The organism is Scardovia wiggsiae (genome assembly GCF_051045985.1).
Taxonomy (GTDB): domain Bacteria; phylum Actinomycetota; class Actinomycetes; order Actinomycetales; family Bifidobacteriaceae; genus Scardovia; species Scardovia wiggsiae.
In genome coordinates this window covers 920769-944571 of sequence record NZ_CP157350.1, presented here as the reverse complement: position 1 = coordinate 944571, position 23803 = coordinate 920769, and the positions used below count along the sequence as shown (strand labels likewise).

Here is a 23803-nt window from a genome sequence, read left to right as displayed (position 1 = left end):
GAACGCACGGTACAAGTCGCGGATCAGGCGGCAGCAGTGCGGGTTTCAGCAATGAAATGGCCTCAAATAATGCGCAGGGGACTGCCGGCAAGGATCAGCCGGAGCAGCAGGGATCAGATTTCCCGGCACTCCTTCTCGGGACGTATAATCCGAAAATTGATGTAAAAGGCCGTGTTGCGCTTCCTGCAAAGTTCCGCAGCCAGCTGGGCAGCGGCTGCGTCCTGGCCCGCGGGCAGGAACGGTGCATCTATCTTCTTCCATTTGCAGAGTTCCGGCGCATTGCGGCACAGATACAGCACACTTCACTGAGCAATAAAGCCGCCCGGAACTATTTGCGGGTATTCCTCTCAGGCGCAGTTGACCAGGAACCGGATAAGCAGGGGCGTGTGACCTTGCCCCCAATGCTCCGGGAATATGCGCATATCGAGAAAGATATTGTTGTCATTGGCGTAGGCACCCGTGCGGAAATCTGGAACCGTGAGGATTGGGATGAATATCTCAAGGGGCAGGAAGACGGATACAGCGATATAACCGATGATGTCCTTCCGGAGGTAAATTTCTCATGAAGGATATAGCTTCGATCCACACCCCTGTACTGCTTGATAAATGCGTCGGCCTTGTATGCGGCGGGCTGCCCGGTACAGGGTCACCGGTGATCGTTGACTGCACGCTCGGCCTCGCAGGCCACGCATCAGCCTTCCTTCAGGCGAATACTGGCGCGCAGCTTATCGGCATAGACCGCGACAGGCAGGCGCTTGACCTTGCATCCCAGCGGATGGAAAGCCTCGGCCTTGCCGGCCGCTTCATTCCTGTGCATGCGGCTTTTGATGAAGTTTCCGGCGCCCTGGCGCAGCTTGGGATCAGCCATATTGATGCAGCATTCATGGATCTTGGGCTGTCGAGCCTGCAGATTGACGAGGATGCACGCGGATTCTCCTATTCCCATGATGCCCCTCTGGATATGCGTATGGATACTTCGCAGACGCTTACTGCGAAAGATATCCTGGCCCAATACCCGCAGGATGCGCTCACCCGGATATTCAGGGATTATGGGCAGGAGCGCTACAGCTCTCTGATTGCAGCGAGAATTGTGCAGTATCGCGGGAAAAACGGCGATATCATAACGACCGGTCAGCTCAGCAGGCTTATAGACGATTCCGTCCCGCGCGCCCACCGCGCTGCCGGAAATCCTGCTAAGAGGGTTTTCCAGGCCCTGCGTATTGAAGTAAACGGCGAACTGGACAAACTCGCACGGACACTCCCGCAGCTTGCCACGCATCTGAACAGGGGCGGAAGGATCGTTGTTGAGTCTTACCACTCGCTTGAGGATAAAGCCGTTAAAAGTTTTATGGCACAGGGGCTCCATGCTGATGTTCCGGACAGGCTCCCCGTTGTCCCGGATAGCGCGCGGCCGTTTTTTAAGGACCTTACGCATGGAGCAGCCAAGGCTGATGCAGACGAAATACAGCGCAATCCCCGCTCTTCTTCTGTGAGATTGAGGGCAGTAGAACTTATCCGGGAGCTCCCTAGCCGATGGAAAAAGCGATGGGGCAAAGGTTCCCTCAGCAATCAGACATAACGGCGTATAACAGCACAGAGTACAAGGCACAAGAAGAAAATCAAGGAAAATTAAGGAGAATATCATGGCAGCACAAGCGCGCAGGGTACGTATGGAAGCACGTACAGCACGTTCTGAGGCTTCCCGTCCCCAACTGCGGGTGATCTCGCACAGCAGCACGGAGCATGCACGCATCCGTGCGGCACAGCCGGCAGCAGCATCATGGCTGCAGCGGCATATCACTGCACGTATGGCGCAGTGGATCGCCGTAGCAACGGTTGCCGCAATAAGCTTTCTGGGTGTGCTGGGCATGCGCGTAATGCTTGTTGAGAACTCTTTTGAAGTGGCACAGACCCAGCAGAAAGTAACACTCCTCAGCCAGGATGTGGAACAGGAGCAGGCCCAGCTGGACAAGCTGCAGTCAAGCCTTCCGGACCGTGCCCAGAAACTGGGCATGACTACTTCCAATAACTCCGTAACTGTTGATATGAGCGGTACCGGCCAGTAAAAATACAATATAGCCGGTGGCCGGCAGACGCCTGTCTGTCTGTATCCTCCGCATGCGTACAATAGTAGGGTGGTGAATAAGGTGCCTGCAGCAAGAAGCAATCCGTCATGGAAAGGGGATCCGTCCGGCAGCAGCCATTCACGGAACCATGACGGTCCGGCATCCGGGAGTGCCGGACGATGGCTTTCCCGTTTGTTCCCTGACACCCATGACCTTTCTTACAGCAGGGTATTCCGCCGGCGCACCCTCGGGCTGTTCATCCTTATTATACTTCTTATTATTGGCCTGATCGTACAGCTGACAGTTGTCCAGCTGGCACAGGGGGCATCGATTGCACGTGAGGCAGCGGCAGCCCGCAGGGTCGAGAATATCGTCCCGGCAATGCGCGGCACCATCACTGATGCTAATGGCGCTGTCCTGGCCCAAAGCGAGCAGCGGTATACGATCTATGCGGATCAGAAAGGCGCCCGCAATTTCCAGCCAATAAAATGTACCGGAAATAATAAAAGCGTCTGCCATTCGGTCAATGGCAGAGATGTCCCGGGGTCGGGCCCCTCCGCTGCTGCCAGAATACTTGCCCCTGTGATCGGTATGAATACAATGGAGCTTGGTGCAAAGCTTGCAGGCGGCAACTCATATATAGTCCTGAAACGTGATGTAGCGCCTGCTACGAAAAGGGCGATCGACAAACTCCATCTGTCCGGTGTTATCGGTTCCACCCTTACAGTGAAACGTACATATTCCGGCGACACTGTAGCAGGAAGCCTTCTTGGCGGAGTCAACTCGGAGAATAACGGTGTTGCGGGGATCGAGAGCATGGAGCAGAGTTCCCTTGCCGGCCAGGATGGGCAGCAGGTCTATGAGCACGGCGGGAACGGACAGCGGATACCCGGTACGGAAACAGTGATCGTGCCGGCCAAAAATGGCGGTACGGTAAGGCTCACCATTGACAGGGATGTCCAGTGGCTCGTCGAGAAAGCGCTTAATGAACGTATCGGCGAAGTTGGCGCGGAATGGGGCGTTGCTGTTGTCCAGGATGTGAAAACCGGGAAAATACTTGCTGTTGCAGATACAGGGAATTATAAAGCCGGCAGCCCGCAGGCAATACTCCATGGTTCAAGGGCGATGACCGCAACATTTGAACCGGGGTCTGTAGGGAAGCTTATTTCTGCATCCGGGCTCCTTCAGCTTGGGCTGCATAAAGGGTCTGACCGGTTCAGCGTGCCTGGCGTGATCACAGTTGACGGTCAGCAGTATAAGGATGTGGAGAGCCATGGGGTCGAACAGCTTACGTTGGCAGGTATCCTTAATGAATCTTCCAACGTTGGTATGATCATGGCCTCAGATAAGCTTTCTACTGCTAACCGTTACGATTACCTCAAGAAATTCGGCATTGGGCAGAGTACAGGCATCAATTATCCCGGTATTTCAAGCGGAAGCCTGCCGACACCTGATAAGTGGGGGATCCGTACAAACCAGACCGTCCTGTTTGGGCAGGGCTATACTGTGAATGCCCTCCAGCTGTCAAATATTGTAGCAACGCTTGCCAACGGGGGGGTCAGGGTCGGGCAGTCCATTATTGACAAATCGACGGACAAGGATGGGAAGGATACTACCCCCAGGCCTGTGGACAGCACCCGTGTAGTAAGCCCTTCAGTCGCTTCTGACATGATGGATATGATGGAATCCGTAATGACTGAAGAATACGGCAGGGTCATTAAAGTTGACGGATACCGGCTTGCCGGTAAAACAGGTACTGCCGAAGTTTCCGGCGGCGGCCGTGCCCTGACAAAAACAGTTGGCGATACTTCCGTCGTGATCCCCGCTGACAGCCCGCGCTTTGTTATAACAGTCATGTATATGAACCCGTCCTCACACGGCGGCATTGCTACCGGTCCCGTCATCAACAAGATTGGTGAATTCCTTATGCAGAAGTATAAAGTCCCGCAGTCCAGGCCGCGCGAAAATGCTATAAGTACTACATGGTAGGGATTGGCTGTTATACATAATGGGTACTGGCAGCAAACCATATATCAGCCCTGTCGCTGTGACTGCAGGCAGCCTGAAAATAAGGAGATTGGCATGAGCTTCCTGACCGGTAACATATCCGGGCATTATACGCTTGAAGATCTGATGCACCAGTTCAAGGTGACCAGCACTTTCCCTTACGGGCGCGATATAACTATTACTTCCCTGACGGACGATACCGCAGCTGCCAGTCCGGGAGGCCTCTACCTTGGCCACGGGGATGGCGATATACCGGCTGAGATCCGTAACGCGCAGGCACAGGGCGCATACTGCATACTGTTCCCCAGCAGCGTATCAAAGGTTATTTCCCAGAAGGAGCTGCAGTCTGCCGCAACGGTACCGGTACTGTTCGGCGACCTTAACCAGTTCGATTTAGGGAGGCTCGCCTATATGCTTGCCGGCAGGCCTACAGATACGCTGGCTACTTTTGGTGTTGTCGGGTCCCAGGCAACATATGCATCGGACAGCCTTGCGCAGCTTCTGCATCTGCTTGGCAACCCTATAGGGGTTATTGATTCGAGAAGGTCGTTCTCACTGGAACGCGAGCTTACATGCACATATCCGCTGAACCCCATAGATACTGAGATGATCCTGTCCCAGATGCTGGAGGATGGGGTCAATACGGTTGTCCTTACGATCAATGACAGAACATTTAAGCGGGGTGCCTTAAGCCAGGTAGGGCTTGATGTATGCGGGCGCACACAGTCACGTACGATGGCGGATCCTTTGCCGGACACGGACCGGGTAGGGGAATCAGGCGAAGCTGTGCAGGATGACGGGACGGCTGAGCAGGAGACAGCGGGCATCCAGGGCGGTAATACTGATGTGGGTACTGCCGCCGGACCGTCTTCTGACGGTACCGGAGCAGCTGCTGTACAGGGGGCCGGTGCCGGCAGCCCGCAGGCTTCAAAGCGGACATGGTCGCGGTGGATACCCAGTTACCGCAGGAGCGGGGACAATCCTGAGATCGGGGCATTGAAACCCCAGCTCAGGCGTTCCGTTAAAGATTTCGGAGCGATCATCAATGATGATACGCATTGTGTAGCGCCTACCGATGCTGCGCGCCAGGTTGTGCAGAGCATTGTAGAAACTGCTGATATCCGGCATGAGTATGAGCTGTATCTGGCTGCAGCTATGGCGATGAGCGCAGGGGTCAGGAAAAATAATGTACGCAGTGCTTTGCTGCTGGCTCAGGAGATCAACAGGCGGCAGGAGGGCAACTCATGATCGTAACTTCTATTGAGCAGTGTGCCCGGGAAGTCTGCGGGCGGATCATCTACCCGGATACAGCAGGGCATAATGGCCATGCGCATAATGTTTCCAAAGTCGTTATGGATTCAAGGAAGGTCCGGCCCGGTTCGCTTTTTATCGCAATCAGGGGGGAGCGCAGTGACGGCCATGATTTTGTCCGTCAGATCGGTGCGGACGGGGCAGTGGCTGCCGTAGTCGAGCATGCAGTAGAAAATGCAGATATCCCGCAGATCGTTGTCAGCAATACTGTCAAAGCATTGGGAAGCCTTGCCAGGTACAATATTGCCAGGCGCAGGGAACTGGCCGTACAGGGTGGTACCCCTTTTACTGTTATAGGCATTACAGGTTCGGTAGGGAAAACGACGACAAAGGATATTGCATACTCTCTGCTTTCCTCAGCCGGGCCGACGGTAGCTCCCCAAGGGTCGTTCAATAATGAGATCGGGTTGCCGTACACAGCTCTTGAAGTTGATAGGGATACACGGTTCCTTATAGCTGAGATGGGGGCTTCAGCGTTGGGGGAGATAGCCTATCTGACGCATATAGTTCCTCCCGATATTGCGGTTGAGCTTAAAGTCGGGGTGGCCCATCTTGGCGGGTTTGGTTCTGTAGACAATATACGGAAAGCTAAAAGCGAACTTGTCCAGGCGCTTTCAGCAGATGGGACTGCCATCCTCAATGCAGATGATGATAATATACGGCTTATGGCCGGCTCTGCAGCATCCGGCACTATCATCTGGTTCGGTATCAAAGACAGGGATCACAGTTTCCCAGATGCCTGCAGCAGCGGGTCCGGCGGTAAAAAGGCTGTCGCTGTTTATGCTGACAATATTTCTGTAGGCCATTATGACTATCCTGTTTTTGACCTTCACCTGCCCGACAGCAGGCCTTACACCGTCCGGCTCGGGATACCCGGAGAACATAATATTTATAATGCTTTAGCAGCTTCCTGCGTCGCATACCGTGTTGGTATCCCGGTGCAGGAGATTGCCCGGATACTTGGGGGGCAGGTCCTGAGAAGCCCGCATCGCATGAGCATCAGCGAGATAAATGCCGGCAGCCCGGATATCTCCGGCAGCCGGAATACGCAGTTTACCCTGATCGATGATTCGTTCAATGCCAACCCTGATTCTATGGAAGCGGGGCTTAACGGCCTTGCGCAATGGAACAGGGATGCGGATGCCGCTGCCCAGCCTTATCGCGTGGCTGTTTTAGGGCCGATGCTCGAACTCGGTCCAGGTGAAGAAGGGCTGCATAAGGACATTGGCCGGTACGCGGCAGAACACGCTGATGCTATTGTTGCTGTGGGGAATGAGAGGGATCCGGCTCTTGACGCTTTAGCCCATTACCTGGCTGACGGTGCAGCGCAGGGATACCATGGAAAGGAAGGCCAGGTTTCCGCACCGGTCTACTGGGCCGAGTCTGCGGCTGATGCTGCGCAGCTGGTCTCATCGCTTGCTGCCAGCCATCCGCACACTGTTGTCCTGCTCAAAGGATCCCACGCATCAGGTCTGCAGGGGCTTGCAGATATGTGGACTGCACAGGGGAGGAATAAATAATGATCGCCCTTATAATAGGCCTGGTCGTCTCTCTTATTGTTATTTTCGCCGGTACCCCGATCCTTATCCGGGTCGTTGAAAAGATGCATTACGGCCAGTATATACGGCAGGACGGCCCTAAGAGCCATCAGGTCAAACGCGGTACACCCACAATGGGCGGCATTGTGATCATCCTGTCTGTAGTCCTGGGCTGGCTGGCATCGGCATTATACAGGTTCGCAGCTTTCGGGACCAGGTTCTCTGTACCTGCCTTGCTTGTGCTGTTTGCAATGCTGTCTATGGGCTTCCTCGGGTTTATTGATGACTTTGCCAAGGTGTCAAAAAAGCAGAATGAAGGGCTGAGCGTCCATGCGAAGTTTATAGGCCAGTCCATTTTTGCCACGTTATATGCAGTCCTTTCCCTTGTTGCAACATCGCCTGAAACAGGCCCTGCCGCACATCCGGGTATCACATTCAATGAGAATATGATCATTGATTTTAATAAGCTGGGTACTGTTGCCGCCATAGTGCTTTTTGTGATCTGGGTAAATTTCCTGATGACTGCGTGGACCAATGCTTTTAACCTGACGGACGGTTTGGATGGCCTGTGTGCAGGAAGTTCAATGATCGCATTCCTCGGGTATGCCATGGTTGCATTCTGGCAGAGCTACCACCACAGCGGGATGCATCTTAATGGTTTCGGGCGCCTTGCTTTCCACCCGGGCGGGATGGCGTATACAGTTGCCGACCCCCAGGACCTCGCCATTATTGCGATATGCGCCATTGCCGCATGTTTTGGCTTTCTATGGTATAACACGAATCCCGCAGAAATATTTATGGGCGATACCGGATCCCTTGCACTCGGCGGGCTTTTCGCCGCTTTATCCGTCGCTACCCATACAGAGGTCCTGGCGGTTATTATTGGCGGGCTTTTCGTTGTGGAGACCCTGTCAGACATTATACAGGTCAGTTTCTTTAAAGCGACGCATAAGCGGGTATTCAAAATGGCGCCGATACATCATCATTTTGAGCTGGAAGGCTGGACAGAAACTAAAGTAGTCGTAAGGTTCTGGATGGCTGAAATGATATTTGTATTGATAGGGGTCATCCTCTTCTACGGCGACTGGGTTTTGAAATCGGGCCTTCTATAGGCCGCAGCGGGACAGATAATATACGGAAACTAAGAAGGAATGATGACTGAGGAACTGCATACTGTTGCTGAATGCATAAACAAAGGCCTTGCTATAATGGTTGCCGGTCTTGGTGTAGGCGGTTCCAGCGTTGATTCCATCCTTACCGGCCGCAGGATACCTCACATAACTGTAGACGACAGGAAGCCGGCGGCATATACATTCGCAGATGCCCTCAGCAGCAGCTTCAAGTGGGATACTGTAGGCTGCATAGTGACATCTCCTGGGTTCTCGCCGTACAGCGATTTCCTGATGTGCGCTGCCCGGAATAATATCCCTGTTATTTCTGAAGTCGAGTTTGCATGGCAGATCAGTTCAGATAGCAGCGGGACAGGTTCCCGGGCGCAGTGGATAGGGATCACCGGGACAAACGGGAAAACATCAACTACGGAGATGACATCCGAAATCATGCGTGCCAATGGTTTTTCCGCCCCCGCTGTCGGCAATATCGGTACGCCTGTATCGCAGGCCGCTGTTGATAAAGATAACCGTATGCTTGTTGTGGAGCTGAGCTCATTCCAGCTCCATTACACGTACAGCATCCGGCTGGCCGCGGCTGCGATAACGAATCTCGCGCAGGACCATCTTGACTGGCACGGCGGTTTTGACAGGTATGTTGCGGATAAGGCCAGGATATACAGTAATGTCACAGATGCGCTTGTCTATAACGCGGATGATGCGCGTGTCACCCATATAGCGCACAGTACGGTCCTGCGTGAGGGCTGCGAACGTATCGGTTTTACGCTCAAGCCCCCTGCTGAAGGACAGATCGGTGTTGAAGAAGGATGGATAACGGATCGCCGCCATCCGTCAGGGCCGGTGCCTGCAAGGATAGCGCCGCTCACTGATTTCCCGCATCTGTGTGAACCCGATGGCACAGTCTATCCCCATCTTCTTGCTGATGCACTATGTGCTTTCTGCCTGGCAGCAGGCATGGGGGCTGATCTGCAGGACGCCGCCCATGCGCTTGCCGGTTTTGCTCCCGGAGGGCATCGCATTGTCAAAGTTGCTTCATATATACCTGGACCGGGGCAGCCTGCGATCCGCTTTATTGATGATTCCAAGGCGACTAATGCCCATGCTGCGGCAGCATCGCTAAGCAGCTTCCCGGACAGGTCTGTGGTCTGGATCGCAGGGGGCCTTACAAAGGGCGCCCATTTTGATGATCTGGTCCGCAGCCAGAGCCATGTTATGACATCGGTTGTCGTTATCGGCAAAGACCAGGCATATATCCTTGAAGCCCTGAAGAAATACGCCCCCGATATCCCGTATACGCTTATTGACCCGTCCGACAATACAACGGTCATGAAAAGGGCTGTTGATGCTGCCGGACGGTATGCACAGCCGGGGGATGCCGTGCTGCTTGCGCCGGCCTGCGCGTCAATGGACCAGTTCGCGTCGTATGCTGACCGCGGGGACAAGTTTGCTGTGTGTGCGAAAGAATGGGTAAAGGCAAAACAGGATACGGGACAGGAGGCGGAATGATGGCACGGTACAGTAAAAAACTCAAGTCTGACCCTCAGCTCAGAGGGCTTGATAAAGCAGTCGAATTGGTAACACAGGGCTCATATATCGAAGGCGGTCCCGCTGAGGGGCGTGCGGGCAGGCCTGGCAGGAAAAATGCGGATTACAGCGGATGGCGCAGTATTTTTAACCCGGTATTCTGCTACAACGGCATGATCTTAGTTGCCGGCGCGCTGACAGTACTGGGCATTATCATGGTGTTCTCAAGCTCAAGCGTCAACCTGGTATCAGCCGGATTCAGTTCATGGCGCGATGCTTCGCGCCAGCTGCTGTTCGCTGTGATAGGCCTTCTGGCAGGGGTCGGTCTTGTCCATTTCTCTGATGCGGTATCTAACCTTATCCGGTATACCAGCCTGTTCATACTCCTGGGATCGTGGGTACTGCAGGCCCTCACCCTTACCTCTCTGGGAAAAACAGTTAACGGCAATACCGGATGGCTTGTTATCGCAGGCACACAGTTCCAGCCGGCAGAAATCATGAAGCTGGCATTATGCCTGTGGATGCCTTTGACTGTCGCCTCAGCTTCCAGGCGTGCTGAAGGTAAGACTACTCTGGTGCAGAGGGCTTTGGCATACTGGCCTGCACTGGTGACATTCCTTATTTCCTTCATCCTTGTTTTCGCCGGGAAAGACCTGGGGACAGGGCTTATTATTGCCGTCATAGCATTGGTAGCCCTGTACGTTGGCGGTTTCCCCCTCGGGCTGTTCTTTGGAGGGCTCATTATTGCCGGAGGGGCTGTTTCCTATTTCTTTGTGCTGGGCAATGAAAACAGGCGCAAACGGCTTCTGGCCGTTTACAGCGGATGTCCGGGCGGCCCCTCGCAGGATGGCTGCTATCAGATCGTCCACGGAAAGTATGCGCTGTCCTCAGGAGGGCTGACCGGCCTGGGGCTCGGGGCTTCACGCGAAAAATGGAATTACCTTCCGGAAGCGAAGAATGATTTTATTTTTGCCATCATTGGGGAAGAACTGGGCTACATCGGTGCAGTATTCGTGATACTCCTGTTCCTCATACTTGCATGGTGCATGGTTAATATTGCACTCCGGAGCAATGATACGTATTCCCAGACTGTGATCCTATGCGTCACCGGATGGATCATTTTTCAGGCATTCGTTAATATCGGGGTCGTTACTTCGGTACTTCCGGTTATAGGCCTCCCACTGCCGTTTATTTCTGCCGGGGGAAGCGCCCTGATCATTACTCTGATGGCAATGGGTATTGTTATAGGCCTGTCGCGCAGGCAGGAAGAAATAAGGGCATCGCTTGGCCGTGATAAAAAACGCAGGAAGAAAACAAAGCGGGTATAAAACAGGTCAGAGCCCGTTTGGGTGGAGCGTCAGGGAATAAGGTTTACAGGGCGCGCGGTATGCTCGGAATATGACAAAACCTTTAAGCGTAGTTTTCGCCGGCGGCGGTACCGCAGGGCACGTAAACCCTCTTCTGAGCATGGCTTCAGAACTGAAAAAGCTTGATCCGTCTGTGAAGGTGTGCGTTATAGGAACATCTGCAGGTTTGGAATCCAGGCTAGTGCCCGAGGCCGGTTTTGAGCTGGAAACTATACAGAAGGTCCCGTTCCCCCGCAGGCCGGATAGCGCAGCTTTGAAATTTCCCGTGCGATGGCTGTCAGAGAAACGCAGGGTCCGGGAAATACTTACCCGGCATGGTGCGGATATCGTTGTTGGAGTTGGCGGGTACGCTGCCGCCCCTGCATATTCAGCTGCCCATTACCTGAAGCTCCCGCTTATCATCCATGAACAGAATGCCCGCGCCGGCATGGCGAATAAGCTGGGTTCACGGTGGGCTGATTTCGTCGGGACCGTATATGACAATACAGGCCTCAGAGGCGGCAGGGGAACCATAATCCAGCGTGTAGGGCTTCCTTTGCGCGAATCTGTTTCCCGTGCTGCCGGACGCCTTGAGAGGGACCGGGTGGGGACGAGGCTGGAAGCAAAACGGCAGCTTGGGCTGGATGTGCATAAGCCGGTTATCCTTGTTACCGGAGGGTCCCTTGGCGCTGTGAGCCTGAATACTGCCGTTTCGGACAGCGCTGAAAGCCTTCTGGCCTGTGCCCAGGTGATCCATCTTACCGGGAAAGGAAAGCTTGCTGCGGTTGCGCACAGTGTAAGCATCCATGCCGGCAGGCAGCATCTGGCAGGGCTTAGTTTCAGCAGTACCGGGCCAGGCAGTGACGGCGGCGGCACTGCGTCTTCGGGCGATTACCACGCCGCTGAATACTGGGAGAGGATGGATATTGCATTCTGCGCGGCAGACCTGGTAATCTGCCGCTCCGGGGCGGGGACTGTAGCCGAGCTGTCTGCACTGGGCGTCCCTGCTGTATATGTCCCCCTTCCTGTCGGTAACGGCGAGCAGAGGCTTAATGCCCAGCCGGTGGCTGATGCCGGCGGCGGATATATCGTCAACGATGCAGACCTTGATCCTGAATGGATAAAGTCCCATATACCTGGGCTTATCACTGACCGGGACCGTCTTGCCGGCATGTCGCGTGCATCATGGGGCTACGGCGTCCGCAATGCTGCAACTGTGATGGCGCAGCACATATTGGAAGTATCCCGGTGCTGATTTCCATGTTGCAGGTACACTGGTAAAAGGCATCAGCCGTGTGGGCGGTGACAGCAGGGAATAGACAGATCAGGCACATCCAGGATGTGAGGAGCTATGGCATATATGATTTTAGATCCGGCAAGCCAGCCTGTGGATTACACAGCGTTTACGGTGGAAGACCTCGGCAGAACCCATTTTGTTGGTATCGGCGGCGCAGGCATGAGCGTCCTTGCTGAGATGCTTCTGGAAAACGGTGTGGATGTGTCAGGATCCGACAGGGAGGCTAATACTAAAACAGAGCGCCTGAAAACCCTCGGGGCCCGTATTTATATCGGACAGTCAGCCGGGAATGTACATGATGCCGATACAGTAGTCTGGTCAAGCGCAATAAAGCCTGATAACCCTGAAATCATTGCTGCCCGGGAATGCGGGGCGCTGCTTCTGCATCGGAGCGATATCCTTGCCCTCCTTATGCAGAAACACCGGTATGCTGTTACTGTTGCGGGAGCACATGGGAAAACAACGACCAGCGCAATGCTTGCACAGATACTGGCGGCGCAGGGCGAGGGGGATCTGAAAGACCCCAGTTTTGCTGTGGGAGGTTCGATCCGTACACCCCGGGGAAGCATTGACGGCGGGCATGCCGGTACGGGCGAGGCGTTTGTAGCTGAGGCTGATGAGTCGGACGGAAGCTTTGAAAAATATCATCCCTATATTGCAGTGATCACGAATGTCGAACCTGACCATCTTGACCATTATGGGTCAGCAGATGCTTTTATGGCCGCATTCGCCGAGCATGCGCACCATGCGCAGAAATACGTTGTCCTGTGCGGTGATGATGAAGGTGCTTTATCAGTCCTGGCATCAATGGGTGAAGAGGCATCCCGGCACTGTGTTGTGTATACGGCACGGCAGGGTATTGACCTCAAAGGGTCCTATGCCCTGCGCGTCCTCATCACCAACGAAAATGAAACTCCTGAAAAGGAAGGTGGCAGGAATGACCGTACCGGCAGCAAAGCCCTCTCTGCTGCGGCAGAACGGTTTTCTCTGACATTCCCCTCCAGCCTGATCCCTGAGATGTACAGGGGTAAAGATGGGGGAAGGGATACACAGACGTTTGATGTTAAGCTGCGCGTGCCGGGTATCCATAATGCGCGCAATGCTGCTGCTGCTATTATCAGCGCCGTACTTATGGGCATGGATCCGCAGAAGGCATGCAGCGCCGCATTTGAGTTTTACGGCGCAAAACGCCGGTTTGAGATCCGCGGTACTGAAGATGGCGTAACGGTTATTGATGATTATGCACATCATCCGACGGAAATAGAAGCTCTGCTCCATGCTGCGCGGCGCAGGTTCCCGCAGTCAGCGATCCATGTGATATTCCAGCCCCATCTGTTTTCCCGTACCCATTTTTTTGCGCAGCAGTTTGCAGATGCCCTGAGCATTGCCGATGATGTTGTGGTTACGGATATTTTCCCGGCACGTGAGAAACAGGAGGACTGGCCGGGGATTTCCCCCGACACTGTTGTTTCACGTATTGGCCGGGCAGGGTCACATACCGATGCGTACAGTATCCCGGATATGGATACTGCAGGCCGCTTCGCCGCGGACAGGGCGAGGCCAGGAGATATCATCATTACTGTCGGGGCAGGTTCCATTACTGATGCTGCTAATACTGTACTTGGGCAGCTGCGCCATAACGGGCACCGTGCCCAGAACGGAAAGCAGGGCAGCCATGTTTGAACCCTTTAAAAAAAATGAGCCCGAAACAGGGGGAAGTCCGTCTGCCGGCAGGAAGGGCAGCGGACGTACAGCACAAAGCAATATAAGCCGATCCTCACAGCAGCGCATGCCCCGCAATATCACGGGCCGGCGGGGGGATGGGAAATCCCCGGTACACAGGGGCGCAGGTAAAAAGACTGCCGGCGATACCGTTAAAAGCGGGCAGGGGCAGTTCATAGACCCCCGCCAGATGCGTACCCGCAATACAGTTGAAGAGCTCGCTGCTGCTGCCGGCAGTGGCCGCCAGAAAGCATCTGTACGCCCCAAACTTATCGATTTTACGAGAAAGCATAAGGAAAGGGAGAAGAACAGCAGGAAAAAAATCATCAGGGATATTGCCATTGTTATTGCTGTTGTAGCTGCAGTTTCCGGGATTATTGCGGCGCTCCTGTTTTCCCCGGTACTGGCGTTGCAGCCTGGTTCCATTACAGTTACAGGCACAAATGAATGGGTGCAGCCTCAGGAGATTAGGAAGATCGCCCAAAAGCAGTCAGGAAGATCGCTCTTTCTGCTGGATACAAAGGCTATCAATGATCAGGCGGCAAAAATACCGGGCGTTTCCGGGGCAAAAGTCAGCCGTCGTTTTCCCCATGGCATAGAGGTCAGAGTATCGGCATCCAAACCCGCCGCAGTCCTGAAAACGGATTCAGGGCAGACGCAGGCGGTTGATTCGCGTGGGCGTACTATGTCCGCAGAGAAAGCCTCAGTTGACGGCATACCGGTTATCACAGTTGCAGACTTTACTGCAGCGCTGAAACAGAACGCTGTTAAACAGGCACTCAAAGTCCTGTCTGCTTTGCCTGAAGACCTGCGGTCGCAAATTACCTCTGTAACAGCAGAGACGCAGGATTCAGTAACGACTGTACTGAAAAGCGGGTATACCATTATTTGGGGCAATTCGTCACAGATGGATTTCAAAAAAGCGATTGTCCGAAAAACCCTTGAAAAACTTGCTGAAGATAAAAGCCCCAACCGTGTTATTGATGTTTCTGCCCCTGACCATGCAGTAATTAAACCGGATAACTCAGGATCCGCCGGCTCGCCGTCTGCGCAGTGATTCGACAAAGCCGGGAATATCACATAAACTGTTCTGGTTGCTCTTAATACAGTAACAACGTATTATGTTGTATACGCATGTGGCTGAAAAAGTTAATATGGGGTCGATCGGTTTCGACGGTGACCTGTTCGTTGCAGGGAAGCGTGCCGAGAATGCAGGGGTCCGCTCGTTAACGTCCTCCTGCAGGAATTAAGTGCTAAATCTAATCGCACTGAGTTTGCACTTGCTGCCTAAGCTTCGCGCTAGGAATTAAACAGCGAGTTCCAGCTCCGTCCTCTCCTTTTCGCCTTCGGGAGGAAGCAGGGCGTCATAAGAAGGCTTACCTGGGATACTGAGGCTCAAGGTATTTCAGGGAAATCTGATTGAGCCTATGCCTGTTGTGCGTTGTCTGCGTCAGCGCAAAGGCAGATAAATAGCCATAACGGCCAGCAGACTACGCACGTAGAAGACTGCAGGTACGGTTACCGGACCGGGGTTCAATTCCCCGCGGCTCCACTCTGATAAGCTATGTGAAAGCCTTGGAAATACTAACGTTCCGGGGCTTTTTCTTTTTCCCTATTGCTGTGGCGTGGCCACGTTTTGCCCTTATCTTTCTGATATTATCGCATCCGGGCATGGGGTAACCCCAAACATTTCCGGTTATTGCAATGTGCTGCCAGTCAGGTGTCCTGGCACAGATGCTGCCACGATACGTAGTCGGGTATCTCATCGGGATATGCCGGCCATGCTTTGCGCTGGGTACACACATAGGCAGCGGTATTGACTGCTTTCTGATGTGCTTCAGGCATGGATGCCCCTTTAAGCAGTTCAGCCGCCATGACCCCGTCGAATACATCGCCGGAGCCTATGACATTGAGCATCTTTATGTGAGGGGTCCTGATATATGACCTTTCACCGGTGCGTGCAGTAATGCAGGAGAACCTGCGCCCGGCTGTAAGCGCCACATATTCCAGCCCGGAATAACGGCTGAAGAACCATTGGCAGGCGTCATCGTCATTTCCTCCGATACCGAACAGGGAACGGAGAAAAGCGCATTCACTGTCGTTCATTTTGAAATATGTAGCAGTGCCAAGCAGCTGATCAATGAGGTCACGGGAAAAATAATCCCCTCTCAGGTTGATGTCAAAAAACCTGAAAGCATTGTGAGGGGCGCTTTCGAGGAGCTCCATTATTGCCGATCGTGATTCTTCATTCCGTGATGCTAATGTCCCGTATGCAATCCCGTCAGCCATGTCCACGGCTTTCCGGATATCATCGGTAATTTTCAGATGGTCCCACGCAGCGTTTTCGGTTATAGTATAGGAATTTTCATTGTCTTCAACAGCTACTCCGGCTGTGCCGGTAGGATAACTGTTCCTTTCAAAAAGGCAATGGATACCGGCAGTGCGGACGGTAGTCTCCAGCTCATCGCCAAGCTCATCGTTGCCCAGGGCACTCACGGAGTATCCGTCTGCGCCGTTCTGAATGGCATGGTATGTAAAATTCACGGGGGCACCGCCGGCTGTTTTGCCCTCCGGGAAGATATCCCACAGGACTTCGCCTAAACTGATGATAACGGGTTTCTTTGCATGGCCTTCCGGACCATTGGTCATATATCCTCTTTCTGCCGGATTCCGATGCCGCACGGATAAATTATATTATTGCCGTCCGGCGGTTACTGTTAGTTACCTGTTATCGGCAGAAAGGAGGCCTGAGCAGTCAGACATCCACTGTTCTACATCATCTGCCTGCTTAGGGATGTCGATACTCAGCCATTCCGGGCCGTTTCCAGTCATAAGGACATCATCCTCGATACGGATGCCAACACCGCGGAATTCAGGGGGCACCAGCATATCATTCTCTTTGAAGTACAATCCCGGTTCAATGGTAAAAATCATTCCAGGGGCCAGCGGGGCACCCTGATACTCTTCATACCGTGCCTGGGAGCAGTCATGCACGTCCAGCCCGAGATGATGAGCGACCCCGCATGCATGCCATCTGCGATGCTGCTGGCCTTCAGGGCTCAGGGATTCTTCCACGCTTACCGGCAGGATACCCCATGAATGAAGGGCTTCAGCCAGGACACGCATGCATGCTTTATGGATATCGGAATAAGTGGCACCAGGCTTCGCTGCTTCAAACCCCGCCTGCTGCGCATCAAGCACCACCTGATACAGGCTACGCTGGAAATCAGTAAAATGGCCGTTAGTGGGGAAAGTCCGCGTAATATCTGCAGTGTACAGGCTGTCAACCTCAACGCCGGCATCAATGAGCAGAAGCTCGCCTGATTCCACGCTTCCCGTGTTGCGCATCCAGTGGAGGGTAGGGGCATGTGCCCCGGAAGCAACGATAGTGCTGTACCCTTCGGTATTGCCCTGCTCACGTGCATTCGCATTGAACTGGCCTTCAAGTATCCGTTCGCCACGGCTGCTGCCAAGCGCCTGCGGCAGTGCGGAAAGCATACGGCTGAAACCGTCTTTGGTGGCTGCGATCGCCTTGCGCATTTCGCTGATCTCATACGGATCCTTGAGCATGCGCTGGACCGATGCTGCCTGGTAAAGCGCATCGTCATCGCTGAGTACTGCTGAGATATCAGCGTATCCGTTTTTTTCGCGCATGGCATCGATCTGACCGGTCAGGGCAGGGTCTGCGTTACGGATAATACGTACATGGATACCTCCGTCGCCAGCAGAAACATTGCGGCCTACAGCATCATCAAAACCAGCTATATCCGCGGTATGTATCCCCGTCATGGTTTCCAGGCCTTTAAGCCCCGGACGGGCGCCTACCCAATATTCGCCGTATGCAGCTGAACGGTAGTAGTCGGAAGTCGTCTGATCGCTCCGGGGATGGGCATACAGTGTTGCGTTATGGGTCTCCTCTGTACCTGCATCCTTCCCGTTTTGGACTGAAGGCACAGGTTCAAGCACGAGTATGGCACCGGCCTCATAATCCTGGCCAAGGCCTGTATAATAGGCGAATGCTGAATCCGGGCGGAAAGCGTAATCGCAGTCATCATTGCGGACTTTTGGCTGCCCCGCGGGGATGATAAGGCGCTCACCAGCGAACTTCCTGCCGAGGGCCCTGAGACGTGCAGGAGTATACCGGGAAGAATCCAGAGGCCTTATATCACTGTTTTCTTCACCCCACCCGGTAAGCATGAACTTTTCAAAACCTGTGGATTCAGGGCGCAGCGTGCGGTTATGGCTGCGCTCAGTCTGTGCAGATTCTCCTGCAAGCGTTGTTTCATCAGGATGCTGCTGGCCTTCTGTTTTCTGGCTGTCTGTCATGGTTCCCCCCAGCTGTTACGTGTATAAGGTTATATCCCAACTATAGGGACAGAGGGCGATAATCTAGTCCGCTTATTGGCTTAAAATCGGGGATTATGTCGCAGGAGTTTCCGCAGGGCGGCCGCATGGCTTTGCATGAAGTATATCAGGAGATTATGTCTCGCGCCCCAGAGCATGATTTTGACCCGTCACTTGACCGTATGGCAATGGTCCTGGATTTTCTTGGGCATCCTGAAAAATCTTTCAGGGTCATCCATGTTACCGGGACGAACGGCAAAGGGTCGACCTCCTATATGGCGGAGTCGCTGTGCCGCGCATATGGCCTGCGGACAGGGTTGTATACATCGCCGCATATCCAGAGCGTAACAGAGCGTATCTCTATTGATGGCCAGCATGTCAGCGATGAACAGTTCGTTGACCTTTATTGCCAGGTCAAAGATTTTATTGATATGGCAGACCGGCGCAGCATTGAATCAGGCGGCCCCAGGATGAGTTTTTTTGAGGTCCTCACTGTTATGGCTGTGTGGGCTTTTGCGGATGCGCCGGTCGATGTGGCAATCGTTGAAGTTGGTATGGGCGGGACCTGGGATGCAACTAATGTCCTGGATGCTGATGCTGCAGTTATCGGGCCTGTTGATATGGACCATATGCAGTGGCTTGGGGATTCTGTTGAACAGATAGCTGCTGAAAAAGCAGGGATAATCAAGCAGGGGTCAGCCGTGATCGTAGGGCCTCAGGAGCATACGTCTGTTATGCCGGTCATTGAAGAAGCTGCCGCACGGGCAGGGGCGGTTTCAGTTCAGCGGGACGGCCGGGAGATTAATGTTGTGGAACGCATGCCTGCTGTCGGCGGGCAGCTTGCTACCCTCCAGACCGGTAACGGGATATATCGCGATATCCCAATATCAGCATTTGGCCGGTACCAGGCACATAATGCTGTGGCAGCGCTTGCCGCCGCCGAAACAGTTATCCCGGTCTCCGGACAGCTGGATACTGGTGTTGTTTCCCAGGCGCTGCAGACAGTGAAGATCCCCGGGCGGGTAGAGATCATCCGCTCATCGCCAACAATCATTCTTGACGGCGGGCATAATATCCAGGCAGTGGGCGCTGTCCGTGATGCTATAGAGGAGAACTTTGATTTCAGGCAGCTGATAGGCGTCGTTTCCATGATGAAGGATAAAGACGTGGAATCGGTGCTGGGGATCATGGAGCCGATATTGGAAAAGCTTATAGTCACGCAGAACTCGTGGGGTTCCCGAGTTATGCCGGCTGATGAGCTGGAATCAATCGCCATCGGTGTCTTCGGCCCTGACCGCGTTATCCGTCAGGACAGCCTGCCTGATGCTATCCAGCAGGCTGTTGACCTGGTAGACAGCGATGATGACCTGGGTGTGGGGTATGGCCATGGAATACTTGTGTTTGGCAGTTTCGTAACTGTAGGCGATGCCCGTACCCTGCTGGAAGAAAGGCCCGGAGAGCAGCTGGAACATGCTGTGTCCCTGCATGATGCACATAACGCTTCATCTGCTTCGCGGGCAGGCGATGAAGATCCCCTTGCAGGCTATCTGCAGGAAGTCATGCATGACGGTCTTACGGACATTGATTATTATGAACCGGATTTTGACGGCCCTGTTCCCGGACACGGGAACAGGCAGGCTGATCCCGGTAAAGGGGATAATTAAACAGGAATGTTTGAGGATAATTAAAGTTTATGTACGTTAAAGAGCTGACTATAAGAGGATTCAAGTCATTCGCCAATATGACTACCCTCCGATTCGAACCCGGCATTACTGCAGTTGTCGGGCCTAATGGCTCCGGGAAATCGAATATAGTTGATGCGCTTGCCTGGGTAATGGGCGAGCAGGGTGTTAAAACCCTTCGCGGTACATCAATGGAAGATGTGATTTTTGCGGGGACTTCGTCACGCCCGCCCCTTGGGCGTGCGCAGGTATCGCTGACGATCGATAATTCTGACGGCACGCTGGATATTGAATATTCTGAAGTCACTATAAGCCGCACGATCTTCCGAAACGGCGGCTCGGAGTATGCGATCAACGGTTCACCCGTGCGGCTCCTTGATATCCAGGAGCTTCTGAGCGATACGGGGCTGGGCTCACATATGCATGTCGTTGTAGGGCAGGGCCGGCTTGATTCCATTCTGCGTGCAACCCCTGCTGACAACAGGGCATTCATCGAAGAAGCGGCGGGCATCCTCAAACACCGCAGGCGCAAGGAACGGGCTCTGCGCAAACTCCAGACGACCCAGGAAAACCTTGACCGTCTTGATGACCTGCTCCAGGAGATCCAGCGCCAGCTGGGACCGTTACGCAGACAGGCCAGGGTGTCGCGGAGGGCTGACAGCATACAGGTAATACTGCGGGATGCAAAAAGCAGGCTGTATGCTGATGATGCGGTGAAAATAATACAGATGAGGGACAGCATACGCCGTGACCTTGCGCAGATCCGTTCACAGCTGTCTGCCCGGCAGCAGGAACTTACTGAAACTAAAGTCGAAATAGAGCGTTTAGAGGAGCTGGCAAGCAAGTCCAGCCCTGCGATAGATGCTGTTAACCAGACATGGCATGATATGTCGCAGATAGAGGAAAGGTTTGCTTCGCTCAGCGCCCTTGCCCAGGAGAGGGAACGTTCGTGGCAGTCCCGTATTGCCCCCGTATCGGGGGACGAACCTGATATCCTCCGTAAGCGTGCTGATGAGCTTGAGTCCCAGGCAGAGGAAGAGGAAACCCGCGTGCAGGATGTGCGCCTCCAGCTGGACAGGGAGACTGAGAAGCGGGCAGCCGCGGAAAAGCAGCTTGCTTCCCTCAGACAGATGATCGCCCAGCTTCGTAAAAGTGCGCAGGAGCGTGATGCCAGAGTATCCCGGATCCGTGAAATGCTGGCCCGCCAGGAGGCACAGAAACAGGCATCTGCTGACCGCAGGGCTGACCTCATTTCTCAGAAAGGCTCTCTGGAAAAGCAGCTGGCACAGGAACAGGAGCATGCACAGGAACTGCAGCTGAAACATGACGGCCCGGAGGAACTGACCCGTGATGAGCTGGATAACGCCCGGCAAAAGGCTGAGGAGGCCCGTAACGAGCTGGATCAGGCGCGGAGCGGCCATCGCGATATCGAGTCAAAAATCATTTCGCTGCAGGCTAAGGCAGATGCGCTTGATGATACTTTGCAGGCCCGCAATACGTCAGGCGGCCTGGAACGGCATAAAGATATTGAAACACTGGGACGCCTGTCGGCATATATACGTATTGATGAAGGCTGGGAAGAAGCCATTTCAAAAGCTTTGGGCCCTTTTGCCAGTGCCGTCGTCATCCCGCAGCATGATGGTATTGCGCCGGCAATGCGGATAGCACACGATGAAAAAATCGGCAGGGCAGTTGTTGTTACTCCGTCAGACGGAGGATTGCGACAGGCCCGCCGCAGCAGTCCCCATAAAGGCGGTCCCCATAAAAAGGGCATAAGGCCCGCGTGCTCAGTGATCAGCATCAATCCTCATACACCGGATCCGGCGGTAGCAGCACATATCGTGGAATCGCTCTCGGTCCTTCTTGATGATGTGGCACTTGCTGATTCCCTGGACGACGCTGTATCTGTATTTGACGGTGCACCTGGCGACGGTGATGGCGCTTCTTCCCTGTATTCCCAGATAGTGGCTGCTTCCGGGGAACTGGTGACACCGGTTGGTGCAGTTGGGGGCTCATCGAGATCCCCAAGCGACCTCAGTCTTGCAGCGCGCCGGGATAAAGCCCTTTCGCAGTGCGAAGAGCTGAGGCAGCAGGCAGAAGGGTATGGGGCTGCTATCAGCACGGCTCAGCAGAAATATGATGTGCTCCGGGCACAGGTTGAAGAGGCCAGGACTAAGCTCACTGAGGATCGTATACATCGCGAACAGCTCGACAGGGATATTGATGCGGCCGCACAGTCGATGGAAAGCATCCGCCACCGGATACTCCAGATTGAAGAAAAGATATCATCGGTTGCAGATGAGCAGGAAGCGTGCGCCCGTACTATCGGTAATCTTACTTCTGAGCTCGAGGCTGCGGCGCACGCAGATGAAACGGATATGAGTGCCGATGATATGGACCGGCAGGAGACCGAACTGGAATCACAGCTCGGCGATGCCCGTGAGCGTGAAGTAGCTGCACAGATAGCATGGAATGAGTCAGACCGGAAGTACCAGTCATTGCAGCGTCAGGCGGCACTCCTCAGGGATAATGCTGAACAGGCCGCTGCCCGTCGTAAACATATTACTGAACAGAACAGCCGGTATTCCCAGAAAGCGCATAAGGCTGCGCAGATATCACACCTTGCAGCAGAAGCGGCCCGGATGCTCCATACACAGCTGGAGCGTGTGGCCCGCAGGCGTGAAGAACTCCAGTCGCAGGTATCTTCACATGACGAGGCCCTTACCCGGCTGCGTAATATCCGCAACAGCCTTGAACCCCAGGTTGATGCGCTGTCTAGGAAAGAGCGTGACAGTGATGTCCAGCGTGAGCGTGTTGCTGCCCAACTGGGGCAGATAACGCAGAAAGTCCTTGATGATCTCGGCCTGACTGTTGATGGGCTGCTCAGGTCTTATGGTCCGGCACTTCCTGTCCCGGTGCTTGACGACGCAGGCATCCCTGTCCCGTTGGCGCCGGACAGCAGTGATATTCCTGGCAGCAGCGCTGCCCGCAGCGATCCGGCTGACGACGATCCGGATGGCAGAGATACCGCTGAAGTTCCGTCAGGGACTGCTTTTGACCCTTCTGATGCTGATTACATACGCTCACATTTCAAAACTGTGGAGTATAACCGTTCCGAACAGGAGAAACGCCTTGCCAAAGCCCAGCGTGACCTCGCAGCCCTGGGCAAGGTAAACCCGCTGGCTACCGAAGAATACGATGCCCTGCAGACGCGGCACCAGTACCTGAGCCAGCAGCGCAACGATGTTGTTTCCTCCCGTAATGACGTGATGAAACTCATCAGGAGCCTCGATGCAACAATGATCGAAGTTTTCAAGGAGGCGTTTGAAGATACGGCCCGAGCATTTGAAAAAGTGTTTGCCACACTTTTCCCGGGAGGTACAGGGCGTTTAAGGCTTGATGATCCGGAAGACCTCCTGGCTACCGGGGTAATAGTTGAGGCAAGTCCTGCAGGCAAACGGGTCAAACAGCTGACACTGCTGTCCGGAGGGGAACGTTCCCTGACCGCCCTGGCGCTCCTGTTTGCCATCTTTACTGCACGTCCGAGCCCGTTTTACATACTGGATGAAGTCGAGGCCGCCCTTGATGACATCAATCTGACACGGCTGCTCAATGCGCTTAACGATCTGCGTATGCGTTCGCAGCTGATCATCATTACCCATCAGCAGAGGACGATGAGCATTGCGGATGTCCTGTACGGTGTGACTATGCGTTCGGACGGTGTTACTGCGGTAGTTTCACAGAAACTGAAACAGGGCAGTATGCAGCTTGACGGTCCTGCGGACAGCTGATATCCGTTCTTATCTGTCTCTGGATCTCCGTCCTGCTACACGGGT

The 23803-nt window shown here is 54.1% G+C and carries 16 protein-coding genes and 1 other RNA gene; 15 read left to right on the top strand and 2 right to left on the bottom strand.

All coding sequences use genetic code 11. The features are described 5' to 3' along the window. The first annotated feature begins 56 nt into the window (after positions 1-56). The 13 genes from mraZ (at position 57) to ssrA (ending at position 15496) form a co-directional block, all read left to right on the top strand. Positions 57-566 (top strand): division/cell wall cluster transcriptional repressor MraZ, encoded by a 510-nt coding sequence (gene mraZ / locus ABKA16_RS03995; protein ID WP_381000102.1) that lies wholly within the window; start codon positions 57-59, stop codon positions 564-566. Continuing rightward, positions 563-1579 (top strand): 16S rRNA (cytosine(1402)-N(4))-methyltransferase RsmH, encoded by a 1017-nt coding sequence (gene rsmH, locus ABKA16_RS03990; RefSeq protein ID WP_380998458.1) that lies wholly within the window; start codon positions 563-565, stop codon positions 1577-1579. Before mraZ ends, rsmH begins: the two co-directional genes overlap by 4 nt. A gap of 64 nt (positions 1580-1643) precedes the next feature. Beyond that, positions 1644-2066, top strand: a complete 423-nt coding sequence (locus ABKA16_RS03985; protein ID WP_007147099.1) for a hypothetical protein — start codon at positions 1644-1646, stop codon at positions 2064-2066. Between the two features lie 192 nt (positions 2067-2258). Beyond that, a complete protein-coding gene (locus ABKA16_RS03980) occupies positions 2259-4055 on the top strand; it encodes a peptidoglycan D,D-transpeptidase FtsI family protein (RefSeq protein ID WP_381000104.1) in 1797 nt (598 codons plus the stop codon). A 93-nt stretch (positions 4056-4148) separates the two neighbouring features. Beyond that, entirely contained in the window at positions 4149-5321 is a 1173-nt protein-coding gene (locus tag ABKA16_RS03975) for a hypothetical protein (RefSeq protein WP_380998464.1), read from the top strand. Next, positions 5318-6904 carry a UDP-N-acetylmuramoyl-tripeptide--D-alanyl-D-alanine ligase gene (locus ABKA16_RS03970; RefSeq protein ID WP_380998466.1) on the top strand — a complete coding sequence of 529 codons (1587 nt, stop codon included), beginning with the start codon at positions 5318-5320 and terminating at the stop codon, positions 6902-6904. Before ABKA16_RS03975 ends, ABKA16_RS03970 begins: the two co-directional genes overlap by 4 nt. Then, positions 6904-8034, top strand: a complete 1131-nt coding sequence (gene mraY, locus ABKA16_RS03965) for a phospho-N-acetylmuramoyl-pentapeptide-transferase (RefSeq protein WP_380998469.1) — start codon at positions 6904-6906, stop codon at positions 8032-8034. Before ABKA16_RS03970 ends, mraY begins: the two co-directional genes overlap by 1 nt. Before the next feature lie 42 nt (positions 8035-8076). Then, a complete protein-coding gene (murD, locus tag ABKA16_RS03960; RefSeq protein WP_381000106.1) occupies positions 8077-9558 on the top strand; it encodes a UDP-N-acetylmuramoyl-L-alanine--D-glutamate ligase in 1482 nt (493 codons plus the stop codon). Next, positions 9555-10904 (top strand): FtsW/RodA/SpoVE family cell cycle protein, encoded by a 1350-nt coding sequence (locus tag ABKA16_RS03955; RefSeq protein ID WP_394905313.1) that lies wholly within the window; start codon positions 9555-9557, stop codon positions 10902-10904. The genes murD and ABKA16_RS03955 overlap by 4 nt, the downstream gene beginning before the upstream one ends. Before the next feature lie 70 nt (positions 10905-10974). Then, on the top strand, positions 10975-12177 hold the full coding sequence (locus ABKA16_RS03950) for a UDP-N-acetylglucosamine--N-acetylmuramyl-(pentapeptide) pyrophosphoryl-undecaprenol N-acetylglucosamine transferase (RefSeq protein WP_380998475.1): 1203 nt from the start codon (positions 10975-10977) through the stop codon (positions 12175-12177). A gap of 105 nt (positions 12178-12282) precedes the next feature. After that, positions 12283-13902 (top strand): UDP-N-acetylmuramate--L-alanine ligase, encoded by a 1620-nt coding sequence (locus ABKA16_RS03945; RefSeq protein WP_434156645.1) that lies wholly within the window; start codon positions 12283-12285, stop codon positions 13900-13902. Beyond that, positions 13895-14998: a cell division protein FtsQ/DivIB gene (locus ABKA16_RS03940; RefSeq protein WP_380998481.1), complete on the top strand. Its 1104-nt coding sequence runs from the start codon at positions 13895-13897 to the stop codon at positions 14996-14998. The genes ABKA16_RS03945 and ABKA16_RS03940 overlap by 8 nt, the downstream gene beginning before the upstream one ends. 99 nt (positions 14999-15097) lie before the next feature. Further along, positions 15098-15496: a transfer-messenger RNA gene (ssrA, locus tag ABKA16_RS03935) on the top strand. A gap of 161 nt (positions 15497-15657) precedes the next feature. Here the strand turns inward: ssrA and ABKA16_RS03930 are convergent. Then, complete coding sequence (locus tag ABKA16_RS03930) at positions 15658-16590, bottom strand: PfkB family carbohydrate kinase (RefSeq protein ID WP_380998484.1); 933 nt, start codon at positions 16588-16590, stop codon at positions 15658-15660. 72 nt (positions 16591-16662) lie between these two features. Continuing rightward, entirely contained in the window at positions 16663-18267 is a 1605-nt protein-coding gene (locus ABKA16_RS03925; RefSeq protein ID WP_380998487.1) for an aminopeptidase P family protein, read from the bottom strand. A 95-nt stretch (positions 18268-18362) separates the two neighbouring features. Between ABKA16_RS03925 and ABKA16_RS03920 the strand changes: the two genes are divergently transcribed. Beyond that, the gene (locus ABKA16_RS03920; RefSeq protein ID WP_380998490.1) at positions 18363-19949 is read left to right on the top strand and encodes a bifunctional folylpolyglutamate synthase/dihydrofolate synthase; all 1587 of its coding nucleotides are present in this window, start codon (positions 18363-18365) and stop codon (positions 19947-19949) included. Between the two features lie 29 nt (positions 19950-19978). Continuing rightward, positions 19979-23758 carry an AAA family ATPase gene (locus ABKA16_RS03915; protein ID WP_380998493.1) on the top strand — a complete coding sequence of 1260 codons (3780 nt, stop codon included), beginning with the start codon at positions 19979-19981 and terminating at the stop codon, positions 23756-23758. Positions 23759-23803 lie beyond the last annotated feature (45 nt).

Bases quoted from the DNA above. Each gene is read 5' to 3' on its own strand.
- ABKA16_RS03940 (WP_380998481.1), top strand. From the start codon at position 13,895: ATGTTTGAACCCTTTAAAAAAAATGAGCCCGAAACAGGGGGAAGTCCG.
- mraY (WP_380998469.1), top strand. From the start codon at position 6,904: ATGATCGCCCTTATAATAGGCCTGGTCGTCTCTCTTATTGTTATTTTC.
- rsmH (WP_380998458.1), top strand. From the start codon at position 563: ATGAAGGATATAGCTTCGATCCACACCCCTGTACTGCTTGATAAATGC.
- murD (WP_381000106.1), top strand. From the start codon at position 8,077: ATGACTGAGGAACTGCATACTGTTGCTGAATGCATAAACAAAGGCCTT.
- ABKA16_RS03925 (WP_380998487.1), bottom strand. From the start codon at position 18,267: ATGACAGACAGCCAGAAAACAGAAGGCCAGCAGCATCCTGATGAAACA.
- ABKA16_RS03945 (WP_434156645.1), top strand. From the start codon at position 12,283: ATGATTTTAGATCCGGCAAGCCAGCCTGTGGATTACACAGCGTTTACG.
- ABKA16_RS03930 (WP_380998484.1), bottom strand. From the start codon at position 16,590: ATGACCAATGGTCCGGAAGGCCATGCAAAGAAACCCGTTATCATCAGT.
- ABKA16_RS03985 (WP_007147099.1), top strand. From the start codon at position 1,644: ATGGCAGCACAAGCGCGCAGGGTACGTATGGAAGCACGTACAGCACGT.
- ABKA16_RS03975 (WP_380998464.1), top strand. From the start codon at position 4,149: ATGAGCTTCCTGACCGGTAACATATCCGGGCATTATACGCTTGAAGAT.
- ABKA16_RS03950 (WP_380998475.1), top strand. From the start codon at position 10,975: ATGACAAAACCTTTAAGCGTAGTTTTCGCCGGCGGCGGTACCGCAGGG.
- ABKA16_RS03955 (WP_394905313.1), top strand. From the start codon at position 9,555: ATGATGGCACGGTACAGTAAAAAACTCAAGTCTGACCCTCAGCTCAGA.
- ABKA16_RS03915 (WP_380998493.1), top strand. From the start codon at position 19,979: ATGTACGTTAAAGAGCTGACTATAAGAGGATTCAAGTCATTCGCCAAT.
- ABKA16_RS03920 (WP_380998490.1), top strand. From the start codon at position 18,363: ATGTCGCAGGAGTTTCCGCAGGGCGGCCGCATGGCTTTGCATGAAGTA.
- ABKA16_RS03970 (WP_380998466.1), top strand. From the start codon at position 5,318: ATGATCGTAACTTCTATTGAGCAGTGTGCCCGGGAAGTCTGCGGGCGG.
- mraZ (WP_381000102.1), top strand. From the start codon at position 57: ATGGCCTCAAATAATGCGCAGGGGACTGCCGGCAAGGATCAGCCGGAG.